The sequence below is a fragment of the Flavobacterium flevense genome (assembly GCF_900142775.1).
Classification (GTDB): Bacteria; Bacteroidota; Bacteroidia; order Flavobacteriales; family Flavobacteriaceae; genus Flavobacterium; species Flavobacterium flevense.
The window spans coordinates 540510-563908 of record NZ_FRCC01000002.1 but is presented as its reverse complement, the minus strand read 5'-3'; the positions used below and the strand labels follow the sequence as shown (position 1 = coordinate 563908).

The following is a 23399-nucleotide window of genomic DNA, read 5'->3' as shown; positions in this document are numbered from 1 at the left end:
TCTAATGTTTTTTATTTTGCCACAAAGACACTAAGGCGCAAAGTTTTGATTAATTATTTCTTTGTGACTTGGTGTCTTCGTAGCATTTATTTTTAATTCTGGAAAATACGTTTCAGGTAAGCAACATTTGCTCCGTAATTGGCTTTCACATTGTGTACATCCGTCGTATCGCGAGAACGTTCTACGATTAACCATCCTTTCCAGTTCATTTTATCTAAAGTAGATTTGATTTTAGGCATATCAATGGCTTTGTCATTTTGTATCCAAAAACCATCGGTATTGGAAGCGTGAATTTGAGCCAAATGTTTTTTACCTAAAATTTGTAACTCTTCAGAAATGTCTTTACCGTTTTCAATAGCATTCGAAAAATTAAAGGAACTCTTAATGCGTTTACAACCTATCTCCTTTAAAAATTCTTTTTCGGCAGCAGCGTCTAATGTGGTTTCTACCGCAATAACTCCGCCTACTTTAGCCACTCTTTTTGCTGCCCATTGCAAACGCTCTATGATTACCGGACGCAATTCAGGAAACTTTTTCAAATCACATTGATTTCCTAATGGTAAGTAAGCCACTTTTACATTCATGGTTTCCATGGCATCAATACAATCCTGAACCATTCTTTTTACGGTCTCGCGCTTTGCAAAAGATTGTCCGTAAAAACCAGACATTGCAATCGAAGAAATTCCAACATTGAATTCTTTCGACTTATCCTTGAATTTTTTAACCTCAACAGGATTGGCAAGTTTACTGTCAAAAGTTTCACGGTTTCCCAATCCGCCCATGTCTAATTCGATTCCGTCTGCTTTTAATTGGCTTGCTAGTTCAAACGATCCTAACTTTTGTCTTTTAAGAATCATCCAGTCACAAACAGCTACTTTGTAACGTTGTTTTTTTAAAGATTGAGCGTTAGTGACGCTATTGAATGTTCCTGATAAGAGAACAAGCATTGCAATAATTAAGCTCTTTTGAAAATTAATTAATTTCATAATGTATTTTTTCACCATTAAGATATTTAAGAGAGTTAAGTGTTTTTGCCTTAATAAACTTAAATATCTTAATGGTTAATTTTTTTAAATCTTATTCTTCTTCCGCTTTAACAGCAGTTACCACTTTTCCTTTTTCACCTGGCCAAATTCCTTTTTTAATTGGTAAAGTCACTAATTTAGAAGGATCAATTTTTACATATTTCAATTTTTCTCTTCTCCAGGTATACACAATATGCACCATTCCGTCTGAACTCTGAATTACAGATGGATACGAATATTGACTGATTTTTGAATCTTCTAATACTAAAGCAGCATTCCAGTGAATTCCATCATCAGAAATAGAAACATTCAAAGGAGTTCTTGGTCCTTTAGCTAAATCTCCAGGAGGCAAAACGTGGTTGTAAACCAATAAATGTTTCCCGTTTTTCAAAGTCACCGCATCAGTTCCTGAATTATTATTTGGCATATCTAGTAATTCAACATCCGACCATGTTTTTCCATTGTCTTTTGAAAAAGTACTGAATAATGCTCTGTTTCTTGTTCTCCCAATAGCCTGAATGCTTCCATCTTTATGGAACAAAATACTTGGCTGAATGGCATTAATTTCTTTTTTCCCTCTTGGTAAAGTATCTCCCATAACCCATGTTTTTCCAAAATCAGGTGTCGATTCCATACGCAAACGCCATCCGTCACCTTCAATACTGGAAGGAAGTAATAGTGTTCCATTGCTTAACAACACCGGTTTGTTTTTGATAGGTCCTAAAAATCCGTCAGGCATTTTCTCCGCTTCTGACCAGGTTTTTCCACCATCTGAAGATCTTCTTAACATTCCCCACCATTCCGATGGTTTTGGTCCTATTTTATAGAATAACATCAAATCGCCTCCCGGAATTTGGTACAAAACAGGATTCCATGTTGGTAATCTTGGTCCGTCTTTCATCACTCCGTCAGCAACCATAATTCCTTCCGTCCATTTATCGCTTCCTTTTGGTTTACGGCTCACATAAATACAAACATCAGGATTTCTTTCATGTGTTCCTCCAAACCAGGACGATACTAAATCTCCATTAGTCGCTTCTACAATAGTTACAGCATGACAGGAAGGATAAGGTGCTTTATCATAGATAAATTCATCTACTAAAATTCCTTCTTTCCATGTTTTATTTTTTAAAGCAGAACTGCAACTTCCTAATGTTAGTACTCCTATTAACAATAATGCTACTTTTAATCCTCTCATTTTTATCAATTTTTATAATTATGAATATTAATTTATTTTAATGGTGTATTCGCCCGAATATAATTTTAAAACCTGTTGCTTATCTTCTGTTTTAGACTCAATTCCTGCTTTCTCTAATTTTGATTTATTGACTGTAATTTTTTTCGAATCTGCTGTAGGCAAATAAACCAAAGCTGTTGTATTAGCCGGAATGGTGATGCTCCACTCCAATCCTTTTTTATCTTTTTTCCAATGACTTTTTATCAAACCATGAACAGATTCATAAGACGCATTGACATAAGTCAGTCCTGCATTGAAATCCGGTTTCATAATAATTTGTTTGAAACCCGGAGTTTCCGGATTGCTCTTGATTCCCGCCATATTTTCAAAATACCAAATCATCAAATCACCTAAAAGCATCACGTGATTTTGAGAATTCATTGATGGGTCAGCAGTGTTTCCGTTCCATAATTCCCAGATGGTAGTTGCTCCATTTTCGACCATATACCCCCAACTTGGATAGGTTTTATTGGAAGCCAGTTTATAAGCCAAATCTCCTCTTCCAAAATTGGTTAAAGTTCGCATCAAAAATTGTGTTCCAATTACACCTGTGCTGATATGACCGTTTTTAGTCACCTCAACTTCATGAACCATATTTTGGAAAACCTTATCTACTAAGTTTTCAGGAACCATGCCAAAAGCCAAAGGCAGAACATTCGCGGTTACGGTATTATTAGCATAGCTGTTGGTAGCTGTATTCAAATATTTGGCATTAAATGCTTTTTTAATTCGTGTTGCCAAATCGTCATAATGTGCAATATCAGATTCTTCCTTTGCAATAACTGCAAACTTTTTCATGATGTTTAATAACTGATAATAAAATGCACTCGACAACAATTGTCCATCGGTTAGACGGGCAGGATCTTTAGATCGAATCAGCTCTAATGATTCCGGCGGAACACACCAATCACCGTATTTATCCTTGTCCATCAAATCATTTTGCAGATAATTTTCTTCCATATACGTCATCCATTTTTTCATAGATGGGTATTGTTTTTTAATTACTTCTGCATCGCCAAATTGTTGGTACAGCATATCGCCCACCGTGATATAAGTTCCCGGCCAGGTCACATTATCACCGTAATAGCGCCAGAATGCCGGTGCAACATCTGGTAATCCGCCATCTTGGGTCTGGGAATATTTAATATCATCCAGCCATTTGGCATACAAAGTCTGATTATCGAATAAAAAACTTTCGCCATAAGCACCTGTTGTTCGGTCGCCCAACCAAGGCTGACGCTCGTTTCGCTGTGGACAGTCGATTGGCATTCCTTTGTAATTGCCGCTGATTCCCCACCAGGCATTTTTGAAAATCTGGTTCATCGTAGCATCCGAAGATTCGAAAGTTCCTGTCGTTTTAATGTCGTCATACACCACTTTTCCAACGAAATTATCCAATGTTGGTTTGCCTGGAAAACCTGAAATTTCTACAAATCGAAATCCGTGAAATACAAATCGTGGTTCCCAGATTTCTTCGCCTTCGCCTTTCAGCGTATAAATATCAGTAGTTTTGGCATCACGCAAATTGGCAATGTATAGCGAACCATCATCTTGCAACGATTCGGCAAATTTCATCGTGATTTGGTCACCACTTTTTCCTTTCACTTTCAATTGCAACCAGCCCACCATATTCTGACCCATATCTAAAATATAAGTTCCTCTGGGAGTTGCTTTAATCGAAATAGGCTTTACCTCGCCCATAATTTTCATATTCGGCGTCATTTGTGCTTCATAAAAACCGCCCGGTTCCTGAACGTATCTGGCGTTTACCCAGTTTTTATCGTCAAAATTGGTCGTCGCCCAGCCTTTCATTTCCTTACGGGCATCATATTCTTCACCATCGTATTCGTTGTTAGCTAAAATTGGTCCGTCGGTAGTTAGTTTCCAAGATTCGTCAGTTCTGATTGTTTCGCTAGTTCCATCCGTATAATCAACATACAACTGCAAAGCCATTTTTGGGAAACCAAATGATTTTATTTTATAGGGTTTGTAGTCCTGACGCATTGCAAAAAAACGTCCGTTTCCTAAAATGGTTCCCAGCATATTTTTGCCTTCTTTCAGTTGCGAAGTCACATCAAAAACATTGTATTTTACGTTTTTAGTATAATCCGTAGGAACAGGAGCCAAAACCTGATCTCCAATTTTATTTCCGTTGATATAAAGTTCATACAAGCCCATTCCCATGATATAAACCTTAGCCGATTTGACTTGCTTTTTCAAATCAATTTCTTTTCGCAAATAACGGGCAGACAATCTGGAATACTGAGAAACACTGTCATCTTTAGATAATTTTTCATAACCAATCCATCGCGTCGATTTCCATTCGGCATAGGTCAAAATACCCATGCTCCAATGATTGGTTTCACTCCATAAAGTTTCTCCTTTATTGATCCAGATTTTAACTTTCCAGTAAGCCTCTTTCCTGCTACTCATTTTTTCACCCTTATAAACCACATTGATTGATTGATTGCCGGTGACTTTTCCGCTATCCCATAAATCGGCTTCATTGGCATTGAGCTTTTCTTTAGTCGAAGCTACTAAAATCTGGTATGCGGTTTGTTCCACACCCGGAATAGCAGTATTCACTAACCAGCTCAATCTTGGCTGAAGCACATCAATTCCTTCGGGATTTCGCAACATTTCGCATTGCAAATCAATTACGCTGATTTTATTTTGGGCTTTCGCCAAAGAAAAACAGAGCGATGCAAGGAGGATGAATGTATGTAAAAATGTTTTTTTCATAAGTTGTAATTTTTTATTCCCATTTTTGTCATCCCGACGAAGGAGGGATCTCCACAAGAAACTCCGTAAAGTAGTTCAATTTTTGTCGATTCAGCTTACTGAGATCCCTCCTTCGTCGGGATGACAAAGCGAACGTAAATTCTATTATTCCGCCACTAATCTCTCTAATTTATCAGAAACAGCAATTTCCTTCCCGTTTTTAAAGATTCTGAAACCTTTGCCTTTACCATATTTCTCTCCTGTTTTATCCCAAAGAACAGTAATGATATCCCCGTGATACAAGACATTATCCAGACAAAACCAATCCCATTTATCTTGTGGAATCAAGGGATTTACTTCTATTTTTTCATCCGCTCTCGGGCGTAAACCAACTAATCCGGTAATCATCAAATCGTTAAAGGTAGAATGATTGTAATAACGGCTTCTTTCTCTGTCGCCCATTAACCAGTAACCTGTTGTCTCGTCCAGATATTCTCCAATGTATGGTCGTCCGCGGTAATATTGCGATTCTACATATAAATTCATTTGTTTAAAATAATCCGTTTTATTTACAATTTCCTGATTATAATTATTCAAAACATTCGCCATCGCAGTAAGTGTTTGTGCTGTCGCAAAAGGCCAAATCGCACCATCCCATTCACAGGTTCCTGTTCCGTGGGTTCTAAAACGCGGGCTTCTTCGCTCAGCAGTTGTTAAACCAAAAGGTGCCGAAAATCCTTTTTCATCCTTCAGTTGTTCCCAGGCTTTTTCAAAACCTTTGCCTTTTTCAGGTAAATTAAAATACCACGGAATAAAACCAATTGCTTCTCTTACCTGTGCCAACGTATCTTTCTCTGTAAAAGTCTCAAAGAAATCTGATTTTGGATTCCATAATTTTTTTTCGATTAAATTTTGCAGATTATCCGCTTTAGCTTTGAATTTTTCTTCTAAAGCTTTATCCCCTTTCATGGCTGCCATTTTCGAAATTGCCATCGCATTTCCATACATGTAGCTGTTAATGGTTGGTCTTGCATTTTGTACTTTACGTCCGCCACTCAGGGATTCTTCCATTCCGTCTTTTACATCATGCTGCCAGAACAAACCATCTTTACGCTGACGGTCTTTTTCCCAAACGGCATAATCCGTAACCATATCCGGCATCATGTCCAATAAGAATTTTTCATCCTTATTTACCAAATAACGGTTGTACAAAGCATCGGCAGTCCAACTACTAAACTTATACAACTTGTTCATTGGTTTGCCATCATTGCCTCTGTACCATAAATGCACATCTTGCTCAATATATTTTGGGTCATGAACCCAACGAAATTCATTGATATGATGTCCTAAAGCACAGGCAATCATATTGTATTTATCGGCATACGAACGATCAACCAGAAACTCTGTGATTGCATAACCTTGCGGGGTATTTTTAATATGTTTACGAGCGGTCCACCAACGGAAATAATACATTTCCTCAAAATTTTGCTGTGGACATTCAAACAACGGAATGTTGTTTTCCATCCAAGCCCATGCACTGTCGTTAGGGATTGCAAATTTTAAATTCTCATCTTCCATCTTGTTGAAATAATCAACATAATGTTTGAAATCTTCCTTTTGCAAAACTGCTGCCGAATCTTTTTTAGAAATTCCTGCTCCTGATTTACAACTGCTAATCACTGCTGCAAATACAATTGTAAAGGCTATTATTTTGTATTTTAATTGGTGTAACATATTCAAATTATTTTATTTATTTGGGCGTGAACTATCCTAAGCAAACTCAGTAAATCATTAGAACGGATAAAGCAAATGTGATTGCTTCGTTCCTCGCAATGACTAATTTCCATAAAAAGTATAGGTCTGACCTGCTTTCATATCCACATCATATTCCTTATACTTTGGCAATTTTACTTTTGGTAATTTTGCTTTCTCTGAAATAATTGGCTTCTTCACAGTGGGTGTTTGAAACAATGGATTTGGATTCTCTCCTTTCGCTATTTTCATTGTAAATCCACTTGCTTTTAAATTATTTTCTAATCTCAGTCGGCAATTTCCATCTAATTTGGCCTTGATTTTCAACATCGAAACTTTGTTATTTTTCCACTCTAAATCTATTATATAACCGCCTCTGGCTACTATTCCTTTTATCGAACCATTTTTCCAAACTGTTGGTAAAGCAGGTAATAAATGGATAGCTCCTTCCTGACTTTGCATCAGCATTTCGGCAATTCCTGCGGCACACCCAAAGTTACCATCAATTTGAAACGGTTGATGCGCATCTAACATATTAGGATAGGTTCCTCCTCCTTTTCTTTGATCAGCAGTAACCAGATGCAATTGATCCTGAATCAATTTATAGGCATGATTTCCGTCTAATAAACGAGCCCATAAATTTACTTTCCATCCCATCGACCAACCTGTTGATTCGTCTGTTCTGTAAATCAGAGATTGCTTAGCCGCTTCAAATAATTCCGGTGTTCTAAAAGCGGAAATTTGGTTGCTTGGAAACAAACCATACAAATGTGATACATGGCGGTGATTGTCTTTCGGATTGTCCCAATCATCCTGCCATTCCTGTAATTGATTGTGTTTTCCAATCTTCATCGGAGGCATTTTAGCCAGTGCTTCTTTTATTTTTTTGGCGAAAGCCGCATCCGGAGCAACCAGATCAGAAGCTGTTAAAACATGCGTAAACAAGTCAAAAATCAGCTGATTGTCCATAGTAGTTCCCGAAGCGATAGTTGCTTTTCCGGAACCTCCGGCATGAACATTTTCAGGGGAACTTGACGGAACCACCACGAGATAGTTTGTATTAGGATCAATCACCATAAAATCCAAAAAGAACTGAGCCGCTCCTTTCATAATCGGATAAATTTCGGCTAAATATTTTTTGTCTCCGGTATATAAATAACGCTCCCATAAATCCTGACAAACCCAGGCACCACCCGTCATCCACATCCCGGAAGCAGCATGGTCAATAGGTCCTGTAATACGCCAGATATCGGTATTATGATGCAATACCCAACCATTGGCATTGTACATGGTTTTAGCCGTTTCCTGTCCTGTAACGGCAAGTTCTTTTGCCATTTGGATAAAAGGTTCATGCATTTCCGAAAGATTCGTCAATTCTGCCGGCCAATAATTCATCTCGGCATTGATGTTCATGGTGTATTTACTTTCCCATGGCGGTGCCAACATATCGTTCCAAATCCCTTGTAAGTTAGCCGGTTGCCCACCAGGTTGCGAACAGGAGATTAAAAGATAGCGTCCAAACTGGAAATAAAGGGATACCAATTGCGGGTCAAATTGCTTGGAAAAATTTTTAATACGCTCATCTGTTGGGGCATTCATAGCCGAATTTGTTCCCAAATCTAATGTCGCACGATTGAAGAATTTTTGATAATAATTTACATGAGTTGCTTTTATTTCTTCGAAATTTTTAGGCAACGCCGCTTCAAGAAAACGTTTACATTTTTGCTCCTGATTTTCGTCTAAGATTTTGTAATCAACAAAATTAGTCGCAATAGAAATGTATAAAGTCGCTTCATCAGCGCCATCGATACTTATAATTCCGTTTTTTGAAGTTACTGAACCACCTACATTTTTAACCGCAGTACGTCCCTGAAATTTCACTCTTCCTTTTTGTCCTTCAACTGTGCTTCCTACACCTGAAATTACACTCTGATTCCCATCCGAATAAGGATCGGTTTTATCAAAAGGACTATTCATCATCACGTTACAGCTAATCATTCCCGGCTTACTCGCAGTGAGTTTAACAGCCACAACCTGATCTCCAAAAGCGGTTAAGATTTCTCTTTTATAATCCACTCCGTTAACGGTATACTTTACTGTTGCCGTAGCATTTTCAATATTTAAATCACGATAATAATTAGTAAATTTATCATGTCCTGAGAAAGAAATATAAACGCTTCCAAAAGTTTGATACGGCATTCCGTTATTCGTTTGCGACATAATATCTTCATCAGCCAAAGCTTGTGCTTCATCAAATTTTCCTTCGAAAATTAATTTTCTAACCACCGGTACAGCTGCCAATGATTTAGTATGCGCGTTAGAATTAGGTGAACCGGCCCAAATGGTTTCTTCGTTTAATTGTAATCTTTCAATGGATGGATTCCCAAAAACCATGGCTCCCAAACGACCGTTACCCAAAGGCAGCGCTTCATTCCAGATGGCAGCGGGTTTATCATACCATAATTTTAGTGGCTGTTGTTGTGCCAAAGCGAAATTTATCCCCAATAAAACCATTAGGAATTGAAAAAAGAATTGGCTTTTTGTACTTGTAAAATTCATTATTGTTTTAAGTTTTTCTCTCCAAAAAGAGCATATAATTGATTAATATCTTTTAATGCATTTGCCGGTAGTTTTTCACCTTTCGCGCCAAAAACATACATTTTTTCATAAGCTTCAATCACGCAGGACGATTCATCAATTTCGCCTTTGCTGTTTTTTACTTTATTGCTATCTAAACCCAGGTGTTTTGCCATAAAAGGATACATTGCCATACGTTTAGATTCGCCATAATTATGTCCTTCTTTAGCAAAATGTGCGTTTTCAACCAACTCCTTATTTCCATACAAACCATAGGTTTTCTGGATAAACGGAAATTCTAATTCCGGTACTGTAGCCGTCCAATCGCCACCATCAGAAATTATTAATTGCGGTTTTGGAGCTGCCATAGCTGCAATTTCGGCATTGTTGGTTCCGTTTCCACAAAGGTGTAAACCGCGACCACTCTCGCAAGGACAACCGCCTGAAAAATGAGAAGAAGTCATCACCACCGGAACCGAAACGGTAATTCTGTCATCAATTGCTGCCAGAAACATCGTCATCGAACCACCACCGGAACCACCGGTTACTCCCACTCGGTTTTTATCGATATACTTTTGCGAAAGCATATAATCTAACAATCGTTCCGCACTTAAAACCTGAATGGTTTGCGCAATACTTTGACGATGCAAAGTGGAATCAAACTGCAAAGTCGATTCACCCCAGGCAAATAAATCAAAATTTACTACCACCGCTCCCATTTTGGCCAGAATAGCACAACGCAATTGCTCGTCTTTTCTATATCTTCCATCACCAAAATGTCCATTTGGTGTAATAACTAGCGGCGCTTTTCCTTTTAATGGATACGGTTTATAAATAGAACCCGTTGCAAAAACGCCCGGCATAATTTCTAAACCAATATTCTCCACTGTATAATTACCATATTTTCTAACTTTAGTTAAAATTGGTTTTTTGTTAGGCATTGCCGGTGCTTTGTCTAAACCAATGGAAGTGATAATACAGGATTTCAAATCTGCTTTTCTGGTTTCCCAGGCTTTTAAACTAGGATATAAATCCGCTAAATACTCTAATCGGGCTTTACCTACAGCATCCGAATTTCGGGCATATTCAAATTTGCGTATGCGATAAACAGAATCATTTTCTTTAAAATACGTAAGATTAAAAGGCGTTAAAACAGCTGTTAGTGAAACTTCTAAATTATCCTGACGAATTCTCCATCGGGCATATTCTAATTCTTTCTCTTTAAGCAAACCATCTTTGTCATCAATAGTTATTTTAAAAATGGATTCTATCGTTTTTATTGTTTTTACTATCGGTTCTTTATAATTATCATCAGACGTTTGTGCTGTAACTTTTGGGAGTACCAATAACAGCAGCAGCAAAGTCTTTTTCATTATAGCTTTTATCATCCTTAAAATTATCATTTTATTTTTATTTACAACACACATTCCACCACATAAACACCTGAACCTAAAATAAATGAAGTTTTGCCATCCTCATTTTGAACCATTTTAGAATTGCTCAGTTTTTTTCCGTTTACTTTGATAACTGTATTAGTAGCTACAGGCAATTTTACAGTTGCCGTTGTATTAGCCGGAATCGTGCATTTATAAATTAACTTATTCTCTTTTTTCTCCCACTCTGAAGCGATTTCGCCATAAACCGAATTATAAGTTCCTTTTACAAAAGTCATATCACCCAGCATTTCAGGTTGTAAAAAGAAATGCGTAAAACCCGGATTTGCTTCATCGGGAACAATCCCAACCAGACTTTTATAGAACCATTCTTCAATTTGCCCCAGCATAAAATGATTCCAGGAATTTCCTTTTCGCGGATCCCATTGCTCGGTTAAAGTGGTCAGGCCAAATTTTATTTGGAAACCATAACCCGGTGCATCATAATGGTTGTGCATTTTGTACATGACCTCATTCAAACCGTTATCAGCCAGAACCTGAAACAAATAGCGATTCCCAACATCTCCTGTTGTCAATCGGTAGTTTCTGGCTTTGATGTCATTAACCAGATTGGCTAAAACAGCCTGTTTATCTTCTGCCGCAACCATGTTTAAAAACAGTGGAACTGCATTGCTAAACTGGCTTCCGGTACCGTATTGTTTGGTTTTTGTATCAAAGAACTTGCCATTAAATGCTTTTTTTACACTTATTGCTAATTTTTCGTAAATAACTGCATCTTCTTTTTTATCCAATAGCTTCGCCGCTTTAGCAAGTAAATCAACACCAAAATAGTAATGACTTGTCGCTGAGAGCGCTATTGGGCTATTTTTAGAATAACCTGCCGCGTGATCTCCATAATCATACCAGTCGCCTAAACCGTAAGAAACAATTCCTTTATCAGCTTTTGAAGTCAGATAATCCACATATTTTTTCATTACCGGATAATATTCTTTTAACAAAGAATCATCACCATAATAATCATAATACATCCAAGGCAAAATAACTCCTGCCACGCCCCATTCCGGCGAATCGGTAAAATCACCACCAAAAACCACATATTCCGGTGCAATGGTAGGAATCATTCCGTTTTCACGCTGTGCATCGGCAATGTTTTGCATGATTCCCGGAATATAATTTTTCATGTTGTAATTATAAATCAGCCCAGGACCATTTAAATGGGATTCTTCAAGCCAGCCCAGTTTTTCACGATGCGGACAATCAGTAAGCACAGCCTGAAAATTACTTTTAATAGCATTATTAATCAGCTCGTGCGTTTTATTGAAAATTTCGTTGGAAGAAGCAAAACTTCCCGCAGTTCCCGCTGAATTATAAATAAAATTAGATTTTAAATCTATAATTGTTGGCAAAGAAGCATCCTTAGTTGTTTTATAATTAGCCCCTTCTATTTGAATATACTGGTAACCATAATAACTAAATTTAGGTTGCCATTCTTCAATTCCTTCGCCTTTTAAAGTATAATCAAAATAATATGGTTTTCCGGATCTTCCCTGACCTACCGTTCCATCGTCATTGAGTCCTTCACCCACCCACATTCTCACGGTTTGTCCTTTTTTACCCTGTACTTTCAACGTAGGGAAACCGGATAGATTTTGTCCCATATTAAAAACACGAATACCCGCTTTTGGTTCCGTAACTGCTTTGACAGCAAACTGCTCTTCAATTTTTACAGGAGTAAGTTGTTGTGGTCTTAACACCCCTTTTGGCGCTTCCTGAATCACAATGGATTTCCAGTTAGCATCATTAAAATGAGCCTGATTCCAGCCTTTTTGTTCCAGATTAGCATTGTAATCTTCACCACCAAAAATACTGTTGAAAGTGATTGGGCTTTTAGAATATTTCCAGGTTTTATCTGTTTTGATAATTTGTTCAGAGCCGTCTTCGAAAAATACTTTCATTTGTAAAAACAAAGTAGGCGGACCAAAACTCACAAAGAATTTGGCATACCTTTCTTCAATCATGTTGTACATTCCGTTGCCTAATAATACTCCGATTACGTTCTCTCCTTTTGACAATTCGCTTGCCTTAATTTCATAAGTATTGTAGTAAACGGTCTTGTCATAATCCGTCCAGAGCGGTGCGAATTCACTATTGCCAACTTTTTTTCCGTTTAAAGTCAGTTCGTAATGACCCAATCCGGAAACATACACCACCGCTTCTTTAATTTTTTTCGAAACAGTAAATGGTTTGCGTAACTGGATACTTCTTCGAGCCAAATAATCAGTTGCATCTACCATTGCCTGTCTTTTCTCTTTTTTAAAAGTAGCGGTATGGTAATTTCGACCTTCCGGCAAATGACTATCGGCTTTAGTAATTGCTCCAATCCACGTTGGGTTTAAATCCGAAGGCTGGGTTCTGAAATAAGCCGCATTGCTCCACTGAGTCGCTTTTCTGTTTTTGTACCAAATTCTGACTTTCCAGAAATATTTGGTTTCATTTTTTAAAGCTTTTCCTGTATACTGAACGTCCTGACTTGCACTTGAAATTACTTTTCCGCTATCCCAGACATCAGCTTCATTGGTATTCAGTTTTTCTTTAGTAGAAGCTATTACTAACTGATAAGCTGTTTGTGAAACATCAAACTTTTTAGAAACTATTTTCCAGCTAAAAACCGGATTTTGGATACTTATTGCTAACGGATTTGTAGCGCTATTGCATGTTAAATGGGCAACATTCATTTGTCCATTAGAACTAAAAGTCACTAATAGACAAAGAACAAACACTATATTTTTGAAAAATTTCATGTTCTGTTTTTTTGCCACGAATTCACGAATTATTATTAATTGGTGAATTCGTGGCTGTTTTTTTTATAATTTTTCCGTAACTAATGATTTGATATTAAATACCGCTTCCGGAATTTCTAAACCTGTATTTGGTAAATCAACATAATCTTCAATATCCGGTGCTGTATCCGGATTAGGAGTATAACGTTGCTCGCCGGTTCTGAACATAATTCTTGAAATACCATCGGTTGGTGCATAGAATATCTTTGTACCTGATTCTTTTTCATTCACTTTTACAGTATAGGAACGAGAAGCAGCATCCAGTTTTACGGTGATGGTATATTCCTTTCCGGCTTCGTATTGGGTGATTCCACTAAAACGGGCACCATTTTTTACTTTTAAAACCCCTTCCGAATCAAATACCAGTCGGATAGATGGTAATCCTTGTTTGTTTTGGAATTCAATTTGCAATAAACCATGATTATTTTGTTCCGGTTTTACGGTAAAAGTAGCTTCCATTTTTTCAGCAAAAGGAATTACACGTTCCGCACGGGAATAGTCAAATAAATCACGATCACGTAAAGTTAACCATTTTACACCATCGGCTTTCTTTTCTATTTTGGCGGAAGCCCAGGAAAGATTATACGTATTCCACAGTTTTAATTCCTGACCATCAGGCAAAGTATTAAAAATGTCATTCGCATTTTCTTTCACAACAGAAGGCACCGGAACCGGAATCGAAGCCACCCAAATATCTTCCTTATTTACACTATAAGAAACCCACAGTTTTCCATCAGGAGGAGTTCCATTATTTTCAGTAATTCCTCTAACGTATTGCGGACCATAGGATTTATAATTCCCTCCATAGCGCATTGGGCTGATTTCGCCGTGAACCAATAATAAATCGGTGTAATTTAAACCGTCATCAGATGTGGAAATGGCTAATGGCCATCGGTATTCTGATGGATTATAAACCGTAGCATACCGATTATCAGACGTTTTTTGTCCCCAGATTTTAGCATTACTATTGACAAAACCCGGAGCACGCAATGGCATGTATTCCCAGTTTTTACCGCCGTCTTTACTAATGCTGGTTAAGGCGTGTTTCCATAAACCTACCACATTTCCGTTTGCTAAATGGTAATAACTAAAGGCTTTGTAGGGCTTTTGTAACGGGATTAATACATCATCTCTGTCTGCTTCTTCCACCCATTGCTGCATGATTAAGGGTTGCGAAAGGATTTCTTCACAGGCTTTCTTTAAAGCTCTGTCCTTTGATTTTGTATAAAATGGAAATGCTGATTTAGACTCATCCCAGGATTTATTGTATCGAATGAAATAGATAGGTCCAAAACTTCCGTCTTTATGAATCTCACGAATCACACGACCAACTCCTTTTCCGTCATTAGGATCGTCTTTTTCGTCCATTGCAATTCCGTAATAAGCTAATGCATATAGTTTTTTATCTTTTGACGTATAAAATCCCATTCGCTGGTGCATAATAGCATCCAGATTTTTAGCTACGCCATCTACACCTTCTTTTTTCCACCCATCAGGAATGCGGTAAACAGGAAAAATCACCTTTGGCATTCCCCAGTTTTCTCCGTCTTTAGAAGTCACTAATAAAGTTTGACTTGGCGGAATATGTTCTCCTGAGCGACCACTTAAATATTCCAGAAAAAAAGTATTATTCCAATACGCCATGGTAGGCTGATGATTGTATGTCCAGCCATATCCGTCTGATTTTTCAGGATGTTCCCTGCTGGCTCGCATAATTTGCGTGGCATGAACCCCAACAGCCGGACTTAATTGTCCGTGGTGGTAATCGATATTAGACAATGTTTTCCCAACATATCTCACGGTATCATTTTGTGCAACAGCCACAGTACAACTTGCAATTGTAAGCGCTGTTATTAAAAAATTGTTTTTTATGTTTAGAATGTTTTTCATTATTTTTTATTTTCAATTAGATTCTTCAAAGTTTTCTTTGAAATAGTAGTAATCGTTCCGTGTTTATGACCTTCCGGAAGTTTAATTTGAGAAGATGCATCTTCAAAATTTTTAAAATCAGCCGTCTTAGCTACTTTGTAATTTTTAGCACCATAATTATCGTAATAAATCAACCAATCATTGCCTTTTTTCAAAACCGTAGGACCTTCAGAAAGATATGCAGTATAAGGTTCAGAAATATTTTCGAATGGTCCTAATGGTGTTTTTCCAAAAGCCACTTTTAAATTTCTCATGGGTCTGGTGTTATCTTTTAAAACCAACACATAATCGTTTTTAGCTCTTTTTACAATTACACAATCAATTACAGAAAAACCGGGTTCAAAAAACAATTTGGTATCCGAAAAAGTTTTGAAATCCTTAGTGGTTACATAATACATGCGATGGTTATTTTTTTCTTCTTCCTGTCCTTTTGCGTAGCGAAACGGAATGGTAGAAGCCCAAATAATGATGTAGCGATCCTGTTCATCATCATAAAAAATTTCGGGAGCCCAAACATTTACCACTTCGGGTTCCTTCTTCATTACATGAATATACTGCTGTTCTGACCAATGCAGCAAATCTTTAGAACTGGCATAACCAAAGCCATCGCCACCTTTCCAATCCGTTGTCCAGACCATGTGATACACATTATCTTTACCTTTAACGATAGAAGGATCACGCATGATTTTGCTTTTCCCGGCTTCCGGTTTTAAGTAAGGACCACCCAAATCTTTCCAGTGATATCCATCCTCACTCGAAGCCAGGTATAATCCATCAGTAGCCGGTTCTCTAAAGGAAGTGAAGAGATAAGCTTGTTTTGAATTGGAACAACTCAAAACAGAAAAGCTGACTATTAGTATAAGTACTATTTTTTTCATTACTAATTTCTATATTAATATATTTGAAATGACTACAAAAAGCTTGCATTTATTCTCCGAAACTATCCGTTTGTCATTCCGACGAAGGAGGAATCTCATTAAGTAGTTACGATATGTGATTCCTCCTTCGTCGGAATGACACAACTATCATATAATTGTTTTACTCAACAACAGCCCCCGCGTTCAAAGCAGCTCCTTTATTTATTACTTTTTTCACATTATTAAAAACATTGTTTTTCAGGAAGATTCCTTTAGTTTTCGCACCATTTGCTTCGATAAAAACATCTGTAGCAAACATTGGAAAATTATTAGAAATCATCATGTTTGAAACATCTGTCAATTTAATTAATGCGGTGTTTGCTATCGGTTTCATGGAAGCAACATTGTCTAAAATCAGATTATTCGAATTTTCAATTTTGAAAGAAGATCCTAAAGTGGTTGTGATTTTAGCATCATGAAATTCAACATTATCTGTTGTATTTAATGTAAATCCTTCTGTAGCCTGAATATTGATATTCGAAAAAGAAATATTCTGCACCGGCATTTCAGAAATTCCTAAAACAGTTCCTGCTTTATTAACATTCGTTCCGGTAACATTGCTAATATGAATGTTTCTAAAAATGGGTGTTCGCTCCGAAACCGGTTCTTCAACAGTATTTTTATCATAAAAAAGATTCATCATAAAAGCTTCTTCTTTGATGTTTTTCATCACAACATTATCTACTCGAATATCCTCTACCACACCGCCACGACCACGTGCCGATTTGATTCGGATTCCTCTGTCGGTTCCGTCAAAAACACAGTTAGAAATTGTGATTTTTTTGATTCCACCCGACATTTCGCTTCCAATAACAACACCTCCGTGACCGCTTAGCATAGTGCAATTAGTAATGGTTACATTCTCTGTAGGTATACCATATTTACGACCATCTTCGTCACGACCTGATTTTATGGTGATACAATCGTCACCTACGCTAATATGGCAATTAGAAATGTGCACATTTTTACAGGAAGAAGGATTAATTCCATCTGTATTAGGCGAATGCGGGTTAAAAATGGTGATTCCCGTAATGTTTATATTCTCACAAAAAACCGGATTTATCGTCCAGAAAGGAGAGTTTTGAAAAGTCACTCCTTCGATTAAAATATTCTTGCAATTTTGTGCCTGAAAAAAAGCAGGTCGGAAAAATTTTTTGTCAATAGTTCTTTGATAATAAGGCGAATACACAATTCCTTTGTTTTGCTCCGTCCACATTTTTTGGTATTTGGTTTCCGGAATCGGGCCTTTGGCAGATTCTATTCGGTACACTTCATTCCACCATGCTTTACCTTGTCCGTCGATTACACCTCTTCCTTTAATACTAATATTTTCGGCATCTTTAGCGTACAATAAAGGTGAAAAAGTTTTCATCATGATTCCTTCGTAACGCATTTCTACATACGGAAGATAATCATCAAAATTCTCTGAAAATTTCAATACAGAACCGGCATCCAGATAAATCGTGATGTTGCTTTTTAATGTAATGGGTCCCGTTAAATAATTTCCAGCCGGAAAGAAAATAGTTCCACCACCATTTTTAGAAGCTTTCTCAATCGCTTTTTGAATGGCTGGTGTACAAAGAATTCCTTTATTGTTTCCGCCTTCGTTGAGAATGTTAATCCAACCTTCATTTGCGAAAGCAGTATTGAATCCTGTTATAAAACAAAGCAGTAATATGATATTTTTAATTTTCATAATGTGTGTTTTTTGCACGCAGATTGCGCAGATTTTTGATTGTGGCTACTTTGACTTTAAAACTAAAACCCAGTCATTCCCATCAGCTTGTTCTCCCGGAGGATTAAATTCTAAAACCCCTTCATTTTTAAATTCACCAAGAGATTTTTCTTCCCCGTTTTTAGGATTAAACCAGGAAGCATCTACTTTATCACTTTTAATTTTTCCCATATTCAAAGACATTGTTCTGCCATTATAAGTATAAATTAAAGCATAATCAGTTCCTCTGGTTGCTGCCAGATAATCGTATTTTTCACCCTGATTAGCAACAATAGATTCATCCGGAACACGGTCAAAATAATTGTTTTTTAAAACTAAGTCTTTCAAATATTGCATTTGTCCTGCACCGGGAGCATTTAATGCATCACTCCAGATTTCTTTATTTCCGTAGGCACCTTTCTTTTCACCTTTATGGTACATTTGCATTACGGCATTATTTCCATAAGTAAAACCTGCACCACCTGCAAAAACGGACCAGTATGCATATCTTCTTAAATCATGATCTTTCCATTTAGGTTGTAACGTATCGTGCAGTCCGTGAGGAATTCCTTCGTAGGATGGTTCACCGTCCAGTGTTGGTTTAGTTGGTTTTAAATCCCAATCTCTACTAACATATTTATAATTGTCTTCTTTAAAAGCACCTTTCGTAGTATCCTGAGCATAGGTTCTGTGTCCGGACTGGAACATATTAAAATCCAGCCAGCTTGCATTATGATAATTTTCCGAAGAATCAGTACGTCCAAAAGGATGGAAAGTCACTAATTGATCCGGATTATTGGTTTTTAAAGTACTCCCGATAGCATTCCAGATATCCACAAATTCATCTCCATGTGTATCGCCTCCGTTTAACCAAATCACATTGGTTCTTCCTTTGTATCTGTCGGCTAAAAACTTGGCATATTTCTCCGCTTGCTCTTTGCTTACTTTGTCTCCTTTGGCCACATTAGTTCCCCAAACCGGTACCATGGCAACATACAAGCCGTTTTTTTGAGCCACATCTAATACATAATCTACATGATCCCAATAATCATATTCTTCCGGATTCTTAAAATCATTTCCCGGAGTTGTCAATGGTTTAGAAACATCTTCATTAACTAATGCCATATCATCATAGACATTTTTTACAGTTAAGGAATGCAATACCATCACCTGGATTACATTGTAACCTTTTTCTTTTCGGTTTTCAAAATACTGGTTTACTTCTTCACGGCTTAACTTCCCAAAAGTCAGCCAGCCCGTATCTCCTAACCAGAAAAAGGGTTTCCCGTCTTCTGTTTGAAAATAATGCTTGTTTGAGGCAACTTCTAATTTTGCCAAAGTCTTTGTTTCTTCATTATTTACTTTACAGGAAACAGCCAGACAGCTTAATCCTGCAATTGCAAATAGTTTACCCATTTTCTTAGAGATCATTACTTTCATTTTATTTCTTTTTAATATATGCTACAATTTTCGATTCTTTTCCATCAGGAGCCTTCAGCGTGGCAACTGATTTACCCTGAATTACTTCTTTTGCAATTTGGTTTCCATTTTCGGCATTTATCCAATAGACTTCAAAAGTTCCTTTATAATCAGATAAATCCAGTTTTGCCTGAGTTTCATTTTGGAAATAATAAAGATATGCTTCTCCCTTATCTTCAAGTGTCCAGAAAGAGCTGTTGTAATTTTCTGCGGAAACTGTTTTCATGTTTGCCAATGCATCATGAAAGCCTGGTACTACAATTTTAGGAATCGCAGCCAGAGAACCACCGGCCATCAACACCGGCCAGCCAAATCTATTAGCTCCCGGTGTGGAATAAATAACCGCTTTATTGCTGTATTTATCCCTGTATTCCCGCACCGCTCTGTACACCTGAGCATCGGTTTCCTTACCCACTTTCATTTGGCGGGCGTGCTGTCTTGGCGCTAAATTTACGCCTCCCTGAGGGGCATATAAACTTCCGTCTTCTTTATAGTACCAGTATCTAATGTCGATTACATCAACTGTTGCTGCTCTTTTAGCATCATTCAAAATGGCATCCTGAACATCTTTAGTAGCACTTAAGGCGATTTTAGATTCACTTTTATGCGCTTTTTTATAATTGGCTGTTACATCCATCCAAAATTGCATGAACGATAAAGGTCCGGTATATTCGGCACTTGTCAGTTGCAATACATTGGCATTATTATCGAAATTTTCTAAGCTTTTTTCGATAAAACCTTGATGTAGTTTTCTAATATTTTCATTTTTAATATCATAAAACTGTTCCGCAATAAAAATCCTTTTATCACCTATATAAGGCGGTGGTTCCGGAAGTCCTGTATGGTTTACATTATTAGCCGGACGCCAAGGGGAGCTTGACCAGTGAGCTCCTGCTTCTAAAATATTATGCTGAAAATATTGTTCATTCATTAATATCTTATTTTGTTGAGCCGCTAAATCAGCAAAGGTTTTCAAACGATCCCAATACCATGTATTGAATCTTGTTAAATCATATTTACTCAAATGATCCCAAGCCGTTCCTTGTCCGGTTCTGTCAAAAGGTTGCTCGTAAAAAGGTGCCCAGACATCGGCATCCATTCGGCGGATACGTTCGTGATCGGCCATTCTTTGTTCGTACCACAAGCCGTAATTATGATCTAAAGATGCCTTATTATTATCCACTAAAAACTGAACCGTTTCATCTAAATTATCGGTATAACCCAATCCATAATGTCCCGGTGCAAAACGGGTAACGTGAGGTCTGGCGGTTACAATATCCGATTCACGATAACTGCCTCTCCACCATGGAATATCAATAATTTCACCTGTTAACAGTCCTTTATTACCAATTAGAAGTCCGTTTTTAATTTCGATTTTATCCGTCTTATCTGCAATAGATTCAGGTGCTGATTTGATTTCGGTAATTCGTTTTGCTTTTGCAAAATCAATGGCAATTGGATTGCGTGTTGCAGCCTGTTCAATCCATTCTTTTAAGGTGGTTTGCTTTTTATAGGATTCGGCTGTTAAAAATTTAGCCTGTTCAATCGTTGGGCTGGAAGTAGGCTCAGAACCCAGATCTAAAATCTGAGATGGCACTGGTAATTTTACAAGGCGTTGTTCTAACAAAGCATAATATAAACTTCTGGGATTAATATGACTGTTTACCTCATTCCAATGTCCGTTTCCTGCCCATTGTGCCCAAACTCCAAAAGCCCAATTATCAGCAGTAGGCGGACTAAAATTATCAATTTTTGAAGCCGAAGTTTCCCAGATCACGCTATTAGCTGCATTCCAGCCAATTCCGCGACCGTCCTGACCCAAATTTTTAAAACTTAATGCGTTTCCATCGATTAAAACGACATCAAATAACATTCCTGTAGCCCAACTTCCAATAGAACCACTAAAGCTATAAGGCAAATACGACTGGCATTGCAAAAACACATTAGGTCCCGCAGTAGCGTAACCGCCAACAACAAAATCATTATAACCGTATTCCGAATAACAACGTTGAAACAAAGTTTGTTGTCCTTCGGTATAAAAAGTATTTCTTCTAAAAGCCGCAATTTCTGATACAGGATTCAAAGACATACAATCTTCCACCGTAATTCTTTTAGCTGATTTTAAGATGGAAACAGCACCTCCGGCAAATTGTTCGAAATTCACTTGTCTTACCCAGGCATCTTCGGTATTTTGAATCGAAATTCCGTACCATCTGTGTTGCTCGTCTTTTGGGTTTGTAGTATCAAAATCTGATTTTAAAGTGATGTTTTCTACCCCTACATTATTAATTCGACCCGACCAATTGTAAACCACTACTTCCGATGAAGATAATTTTTCGTTTAAAGCATTGGTTATTGGAGCGTCAATAGTAATGGTGTTGCCTTGCACCTGAGTAACTTCTCTATCAGCACGAATGACAAAATCATCTTTTTTCCAGCCAATCCAACCTGTTTCTCCACCAAAGTCTTTCATCTCCAGACTATCAATCCATTTTTGAGAAATAGGAGTACTAATTAAAATATGATCCCCTTTTTTAATCGTATTGGCATTTTTTAAAGAAATACTGGTACTTCCAAGTGGCGTATAATCAGCTGCTAGTTGAAATTTTTCTTTTAAAACCTGATTATTAGTTCCGGAAATATTTACAATTGCACCACGGCTGGTTCCTGTTGCCAAGATTGTTGTTCCGTTGTTTCCGGTTCCGCTTCCTCTTAAAACAATTCCGTTTTCTTTGATCCAAAGAGCTCCGGAAACGTTATAAGTCCCCTTATCTAAAAGCACTACGCCTCTAAAACCATTTTTATCGGCTTTAAGTGTTGCCACATAATCAATGGCAGCCTGAATGGTAGCGGTAGCATCGCCGGCAATAGGAGGTACAAATGCTTTAACGGCAATATCCGGAATAGCATATTCACCGGCACGATAACCTGCAAAAGAGAAATCAGGAATTTGGTTTCCCACCTTGTCCTGTGTTCGGATTACTTTTCCGGTTTTGTCTTTTGTAATTGTTGGAAAGCTGTTTTGAGCAAAACTATTTTTGAAACTAAACAACAAAACAAAACAGGAGATAAAAATTAAATCCTGTTTTGTGATTATTCCTTTTTTTAATTTTATAAAATTCACGTTGAAGTGGTTTTAAATTATTAGACAGAAAAACTACTTTGAGTCATTCTTTTTTGCTAATTGCTTTTTTTCCCAAGCTTTGCTTGTATGATGCAATTCAATTCCTTGTGAAGCCAGAATGTTATTTATTTTTCCTCTGTACTTTGCAAACCATTGAAATTGCCATTTATGAGTTCCCACATTCATAGCATTTTCTCTTGCCTCAACCAAATGATCATAAATCATCTTTTTCTGGTTTTCGTTAAGATTTTGAAACATATCCAGAAAATTAAAATAGGTTTTAGGCATTACTTGATAAGTCATCGCATCTTTGACCTGAACTATCTGAGAATCACTTAGTTTTTTAGACAATTTATGCAAATAGGAATCATGCAATTTACTAATTGAAGCTTTGTAATCTGTCCAAACTTCTTCTGATTTTAGTTTTTGTTTTTCTTGATCGTCTACTGTTTTTTCAAGTTTTTCCAATTGAGAATTTCTTTTTGCTTCAATTTTCTCAATATTCAGGTATTGGTTAACAACAATTGCTTTGATTTTCTTTTTATCAGTACTGTTTATATCCAATTGTGCTACAACATTTGAAGCTCGTAAATCAATATCATCAATATAATTTGTAACTTCATGCTGTTGTGCACGGGTAGCAAAACAAGTAAACACCAACAACAATAGACTTAATCTCTTCATTATCAA

Annotated in this window: 13 protein-coding genes; all 13 read right to left on the bottom strand. The window is 37.2% G+C overall.

Annotation, left to right across the window (positions count from 1 at the left end; genetic code table 11):
* Window positions 1-92 precede the first annotated feature (92 nt).
* A complete protein-coding gene (locus BUB89_RS05560; RefSeq protein ID WP_073243046.1) occupies window positions 93-986 on the bottom strand; it encodes a sugar phosphate isomerase/epimerase family protein in 894 nt (297 codons plus the stop codon).
* Between the two features lie 91 nt (window positions 987-1077).
* On the bottom strand, window positions 1078-2223 hold the full coding sequence (locus BUB89_RS05555; protein WP_073242759.1) for a sialidase family protein: 1146 nt from the start codon (window positions 2221-2223) through the stop codon (window positions 1078-1080).
* Window positions 2224-2250: 27 nt separating this feature from the next.
* The gene (locus tag BUB89_RS05550) at window positions 2251-5004 is read right to left on the bottom strand and encodes a glycoside hydrolase family 78 protein (RefSeq protein ID WP_073242757.1); all 2754 of its coding nucleotides are present in this window, start codon (window positions 5002-5004) and stop codon (window positions 2251-2253) included.
* Window positions 5005-5148: 144 nt separating this feature from the next.
* Window positions 5149-6717 (bottom strand): MGH1-like glycoside hydrolase domain-containing protein, encoded by a 1569-nt coding sequence (locus BUB89_RS05545; RefSeq protein ID WP_073242755.1) that lies wholly within the window; start codon window positions 6715-6717, stop codon window positions 5149-5151.
* Window positions 6718-6819: 102 nt separating this feature from the next.
* A complete protein-coding gene (locus BUB89_RS05540) occupies window positions 6820-9294 on the bottom strand; it encodes a glycoside hydrolase family 95 protein (RefSeq protein ID WP_083552513.1) in 2475 nt (824 codons plus the stop codon).
* Window positions 9294-10685, bottom strand: a complete 1392-nt coding sequence (locus tag BUB89_RS05535) for a prolyl oligopeptidase family serine peptidase (RefSeq protein ID WP_073243042.1) — start codon at window positions 10683-10685, stop codon at window positions 9294-9296. Before BUB89_RS05535 ends, BUB89_RS05540 begins: the two co-directional genes overlap by 1 nt.
* A 41-nt stretch (window positions 10686-10726) precedes the next feature.
* Window positions 10727-13507 carry a glycoside hydrolase family 78 protein gene (locus BUB89_RS05530; RefSeq protein ID WP_073242753.1) on the bottom strand — a complete coding sequence of 927 codons (2781 nt, stop codon included), beginning with the start codon at window positions 13505-13507 and terminating at the stop codon, window positions 10727-10729.
* A gap of 63 nt (window positions 13508-13570) precedes the next feature.
* Window positions 13571-15436, bottom strand: a complete 1866-nt coding sequence (locus BUB89_RS05525) for a sialidase/neuraminidase family protein (protein WP_073242751.1) — start codon at window positions 15434-15436, stop codon at window positions 13571-13573.
* Complete coding sequence (locus tag BUB89_RS05520; RefSeq protein WP_073242749.1) at window positions 15436-16353, bottom strand: glycoside hydrolase family 43 protein; 918 nt, start codon at window positions 16351-16353, stop codon at window positions 15436-15438. Before BUB89_RS05520 ends, BUB89_RS05525 begins: the two co-directional genes overlap by 1 nt.
* A 160-nt stretch (window positions 16354-16513) precedes the next feature.
* On the bottom strand, window positions 16514-18088 hold the full coding sequence (locus tag BUB89_RS05515) for a glycoside hydrolase family 28 protein (protein ID WP_073242747.1): 1575 nt from the start codon (window positions 18086-18088) through the stop codon (window positions 16514-16516).
* Between the two features lie 45 nt (window positions 18089-18133).
* Window positions 18134-19546 (bottom strand): glycoside hydrolase family 140 protein, encoded by a 1413-nt coding sequence (locus BUB89_RS05510; protein WP_234982536.1) that lies wholly within the window; start codon window positions 19544-19546, stop codon window positions 18134-18136.
* A 1-nt stretch (window position 19547) separates the two neighbouring features.
* Window positions 19548-22709 carry a DUF6298 domain-containing protein gene (locus BUB89_RS05505; RefSeq protein ID WP_083552509.1) on the bottom strand — a complete coding sequence of 1054 codons (3162 nt, stop codon included), beginning with the start codon at window positions 22707-22709 and terminating at the stop codon, window positions 19548-19550.
* A gap of 33 nt (window positions 22710-22742) precedes the next feature.
* The gene (locus BUB89_RS05500) at window positions 22743-23393 is read right to left on the bottom strand and encodes a DUF3826 domain-containing protein (protein WP_083552506.1); all 651 of its coding nucleotides are present in this window, start codon (window positions 23391-23393) and stop codon (window positions 22743-22745) included.
* Window positions 23394-23399: the final 6 nt, after the last annotated feature.